General features: G+C 61.5%; 4 protein-coding genes and 1 pseudogene. 3 read left to right on the top strand and 2 right to left on the bottom strand.

All coding sequences use genetic code 11. The annotated features are described in order from the left end of the window. Nucleotides 1-115: 115 nt before the first annotated feature. Complete coding sequence (locus ABIB99_RS44330; protein WP_354182272.1) at nucleotides 116-736, bottom strand: histidine phosphatase family protein; 621 nt, start codon at nucleotides 734-736, stop codon at nucleotides 116-118. 566 nt (nucleotides 737-1,302) lie between these two features. Here ABIB99_RS44330 and ABIB99_RS44325 point away from each other — a divergent pair. The 3 genes and pseudogenes from ABIB99_RS44325 to ABIB99_RS44315 all read left to right on the top strand — a co-directional run. Next, the gene (locus tag ABIB99_RS44325) at nucleotides 1,303-3,294 is read left to right on the top strand and encodes a glycoside hydrolase family 15 protein (RefSeq protein ID WP_354182270.1); all 1,992 of its coding nucleotides are present in this window, start codon (nucleotides 1,303-1,305) and stop codon (nucleotides 3,292-3,294) included. Nucleotides 3,295-3,308: 14 nt separating this feature from the next. Beyond that, entirely contained in the window at nucleotides 3,309-3,773 is a 465-nt protein-coding gene (locus ABIB99_RS44320; protein ID WP_354182268.1) for a HEAT repeat domain-containing protein, read from the top strand. A 60-nt stretch (nucleotides 3,774-3,833) separates the two neighbouring features. After that, nucleotides 3,834-4,164 (top strand): annotated as a pseudogene (locus ABIB99_RS44315) (cupin domain-containing protein); the annotation flags it as partial. On the opposite strand, the gene ABIB99_RS44310 reads toward ABIB99_RS44315, so the two are convergent. After that, nucleotides 4,161-4,504, bottom strand: a 344-nt coding sequence (locus ABIB99_RS44310; protein WP_354182266.1) for a lipocalin-like domain-containing protein, incomplete at its 5' end; no start/stop codon positions are given. The pseudogene ABIB99_RS44315 and the gene ABIB99_RS44310 sit on opposite strands and share 4 nt — an antisense overlap.

Below are 4,504 nucleotides of genomic sequence, written 5' to 3'. Positions count from 1 at the left end.
ATATCGCTCCTTCGGTGGAGAAGTGGAGGCGTCAAGCACCCCCACGATATGCCGCCTTTCCGATTCCCGCCGTCACCAACTTTGGGCGATAGCTCCTCCGACTGGCACTTCCATCTCAGTGCGCGAAGGCTGGTGGGAACCGACCTTCGACGTGCCCGGTGTCATTCCACAGTCGGACCGCTGGCTCTGACTGATCGCGTTCGTACCCGAGTATGCTCAGGCTTGCAGTGTCGAGCGTAAAGAGTCGTCCGGCCTCCGCATCGAGGCCTAACCAGCGTGCTGTCAAAACTCGGAGAAAATGTCCGCTCGAAAACAATAACACGTTACCTGGGACGTTGCGAACACGCTCCACAATGCGATCAGCCCGGGCGCCGACTTGATTCGGTGCTTCTCCTCCTGGACAGCCGTCGCGAAACAATTGCCAGCCTGGACGCTCTTCATGGATTTCCTTTGTGCGACGCCCCTCGTATTGGCCGTAATTCCATTCCAGCAGATCGCAGTCGGGCTCCGCCTCGACTCCGAAACCAGCTAACTCCGACGTCCGGACCGCTCGCTTCAGGGGGCTTGTGAACACTTTTGCGAAATTGAAACTCAGCAACCGCGAGGCCAAACTCTGCGCATTGAGTTCGCCGCGCTCAGTGAGAGGCAAGTCTGTGAGGCCTGTATGCTGGCCTGAGAGGCTCCACGCCGTCTTGCCATGCCTTGCGAGGCAAATGATCGGAAGGACGGCGCTCATGGTCTCGCCCCTTCAGCTTCGGCCTGCCACCGCGTGCGGTAAGAACCGAACTCGGGACACTTCAGACTAAGGCATCTTTATCGTCAACGCCTTCAAGGTCCGTGCGCATACCTGTGCACTGGTAGCGCGACTTCTTCGGAGAAGCAACGATCCCTCTCGCGTTATGACAGTTCGGCACTCGAACGGATGTGCGTCTGAAACGCTGACCTATTCGCTTAGGCATGTTCCACTATGGCGCCGGAGTTCTTTGAACCGGCCCACCTTAGGAAGGAGCATTGAATGTCACGGTCGGCGGAGGCGATCCGAATTCTGATTGAGATTGGCGCATACTGCGTCTGAGACGAAAGTGCGAAAGTTACTTCTAGGCAGCACTCCAGGACTTGAGCGAAACTCCTAGTTCGTCGCCGGCTCTCGCAAGAGCCTCGGCGAGCTCTCGCGGGACGTGCTAGGATTGGTGGTACATCAACATCGAAACTGGCACGTTCGTGCCACGGGGCTGCCGATAATCGGGACCGGCGACCTTAATCGCCTGTCGAGCTATTGAAAGTGCGGAGCAGTTGATCTGGATGCAAACGACGTTCTTCGTCGATCTCAGCTGGAAGTTAAGAAATGTTACTGGCGAGGGCCGCGCGCGAAATTGCGAGCAAAAGACGAATATCGTTGTGTCGTTTCGCTGCCTCAAGGGATTGATGATCGTGGGGCTCGATCAGCGTCGAGCTAGCGGAGGAGACGAGATCATGGGCTACAAGCCGATCGAGTCCTACGGCGTCATCGGCGACCTGCACACCGTTGCCCTGGTTGGCATCGACGGGTCCATCGACTGGTGTTGCCTGCCGCACTTTGACTCGCCAAGCGTTTTCGCGGCGATCCTCGACGATCAGAAAGGGGGCTCATTCCGCATCGCTAGTCTCTACGAGGCGCAGCACAAACAGATGTACATGCCTGACAGCAACGTCCTGGTGACGCGCTTTCTTAGCGACCAGGGCGTCGGTGAAGTCGTGGACTTCATGCCGGTCCAGGGCCCGTGCGAGATCAGAAAAATCCACCAGATCGTCCGAGTAGTGCGAGCGGTTCGCGGGTCTGTCCGTTTCCGCCTCGACTGCCGGCCGGCTTTCGATTTCGCCCGCCGGCCCCATCATGTCATCCTCGAGGGCCGGGGAGCGATCTTCGAGGCGCAAGGCATGAAAGTCTCGCTGGTCAGCCGCTTCCCGCTTGGTCGGCAAGGCGACGGCGTCGCTGCCGAGTTCGTCCTCAACCCCGGCGAGACGACCACGTTCATCCTCCGCCAGGTGGAGGAGAACGGCCACGGCAGCGTTCATGATGGGGTCCTGCTCGAGGCGCGGCTGGTCGGCACGGAGGCGCTGACGCAGACCCTGGCTTTTTGGCGGCAGTGGCTGAGGAAGTGCAGCTATTCAGGTCGCTGGCGCGAGATGGTCCACCGCTCGGCGCTGGTGTTGAAGCTGCTGACGTTCGCGCCGACCGGCGCGATCGTGGCGGCGCCGACCTGCGGGCTGCCGGAGGAGATCGGCGGGGTGCGCAACTGGGACTATCGTTATACTTGGGTGCGCGACGCCGCTTTCACCAATTACGCCTTCCTGCGCCTGGGGCTGACGTCGGAGGCGGAGCAGTTCATGGCCTGGTTGGAGCAGCGGGCCGTCGAGGGCGCCCGGGGCGACCCGTTGCAGACTATGTATCGCATCGACGGTGGCCGCGAGCTGCCCGAGGAGGTCCTCGACCACCTCGATGGCTACCGCGGGTCGCGTCCAGTGCGAGTCGGTAACGCCGCTGCCGACCAGCTGCAGCTGGACATCTATGGCGAACTGATGGATGCAGTTTACTTGTACGACAAGTACGGGACGCCGATCGCCTATGACTCCTGGCGCCACGTGCGCAAGATGCTGGACTGGGTGGCGAGCAACTGGGAGCGAGCCGACGATGGCATCTGGGAGGTGCGCGGTGGACAACAGCAGTTCGTGTACTCCAAGGTGCAGTGCTGGGTGGCGCTGGACCGAGCGATCCGCCTTGCGCAGAAGCGGAGTCTGCCGCTGGACCGCGCCCGCCTGGTCGCGGAGCGGGACCGCATCTACGAGGCCATCATGACGCACGGCTGGAACACCGAGCGGCAGACGTTCGTGCAGCATTTCGCCACTGACGCGGTGGATGCGTCCAATTTGATCATGCCGCTCGTCTTTTTCCTGTCGCCGACCGACCCCCGCATGCGCGGGACGTTGGATCGGATCATGGCGGAGCTGGTTTCCGACAGCCTAGTGCACCGCTACGAGATCGGCAGAGGAGCTGGCGACGGCCTGACCGGGAGCGAGGGGACGTTCAACATGTGTACGTTCTGGCTGGTGGAAGCGTTGGCCCGGGCGGGCCGCGCCGAGGAGGCCCGCTTCATCTTCGAGAAAATGCTGACCTACGCCAACCACCTCGGCCTGTACGCCGAGGAGACGGGTCCGTGTGGCGAAGCGCTGGGCAACTTCCCGCAGGCATTCACTCACATCGGGTTGATAAGCGCCGCGTTCAACCTGGACCGCCGGCTAGGCGTGGGATCTTGAGTGGGGGGCGGGCCATGAGCGCGCAGATCGCTTACCTAGGGACTTCCGTTCCAGGCTGGGTGAGGGAGCTTTCGAGCAGCGATCCGCTCCAGCGCCGCCTCGGTGCATATGCCCTGGGCGAGATCGGCCCGGCGGCAACCGAGGCTATGTCCGACCTCGCCGCTGCCCTCCAGGACCCGGTTGCGTTCGTGCGCGTCTGGGCGGCGGCGGCCCTGGCCCTGGTGGTGCCGTCGAGTGGAGAGTCGATCACCGTCCTCGTCGCGGAGTTGGGCAACGAGCTTGCCTTCGTCCGCAGCCTGGCGGCCTGGCACCTCGGTCGCCTCGGTCCGGCCTTCCCGGGGATCGAACAAGCCCTCCACCCCCTCCGACAGCTAACGGGCGATGAGGATCCGAGCGTGCGGGTGGAGGCCGCGCTAGCGCTGGGGATGCTCGAGGGGAAGGGCTCCCCGCCGCCGGAGCTGAAGTCCTTGTGCACTTGAGCCTCCGGCTGCATCGCACTGCGCGGATTTGTCCGCGCACTGGTGCGCTCCAGGTCATGCGGCACTGCTGAAACCATCATCTGGTCGTGCACCGAAGGCAAATTCAACTGGTGCTATATCTCGACGAGACCATCATGATTTTGGAAGGGGCGATCGTGCTCCAAGGTGAAGGTGCGCCACCGAAGCGATACGGCGTCGGTGACGTGATCTATTTTCGCAAAGGCGCGCACGCAAAATGGCACTCGAGGGCTACGTGAAAAAAATTGCTTTCCTACGCCTGAACAATCCGTTCCCGCTTGGCATCGCCATCCGCGCATTGAACAAGCTCACGTCCGTGATCGCGCGCAATGGCCCAGTCATGGCGGGAGCTGGCGTCGTCTTTGCGGGCTAAAGTCGCAGTAACTCGGCGGCCGCCGCCGGCCGCCGGTTTACGCTGGCGAGCTTCGTTGTCACAATACCTTGACGGACGTGTGCCGCCGTTGCAGGCGCCGGGATATGACGCAATTTCTTTTCGCGACGCCATCTTAGATCGCCAAATCCTCTTCGACCGGGATGGCGAGGGTGTTCATGAACTGGTGTGCGCAAGGAAAGAATGTCGCCGTCGAGGTGTACATAACGAAGCTGTTCCGTACCCAGCCACTCGGTAACCCAACTTATATCGACGGTCGTCGTAAATGTGTCGCCACTCAGTTTGAATTTTCCCGAATAGGCCAGCATCGTATTGAACAGCT

This window comes from Bradyrhizobium sp. LA6.1 (genome assembly GCF_040547805.1).
In the GTDB taxonomy this organism is placed as follows: Bacteria; Pseudomonadota; Alphaproteobacteria; order Rhizobiales; family Xanthobacteraceae; genus Bradyrhizobium; species Bradyrhizobium barranii.
Note: the sequence above shows the minus strand (reverse complement) of the source record. Positions and strands in the feature narration are given on the sequence as shown.

Excerpts from the sequence above, each read along its gene's own strand:
- ABIB99_RS44325 (WP_354182270.1), top strand. The coding sequence starts at position 1,303 with ATGCAAACGACGTTCTTCGTCGATCTCAGCTGGAAGTTAAGAAATGTT.
- ABIB99_RS44320 (WP_354182268.1), top strand. The coding sequence starts at position 3,309 with ATGAGCGCGCAGATCGCTTACCTAGGGACTTCCGTTCCAGGCTGGGTG.
- ABIB99_RS44330 (WP_354182272.1), bottom strand. The coding sequence starts at position 736 with ATGAGCGCCGTCCTTCCGATCATTTGCCTCGCAAGGCATGGCAAGACG.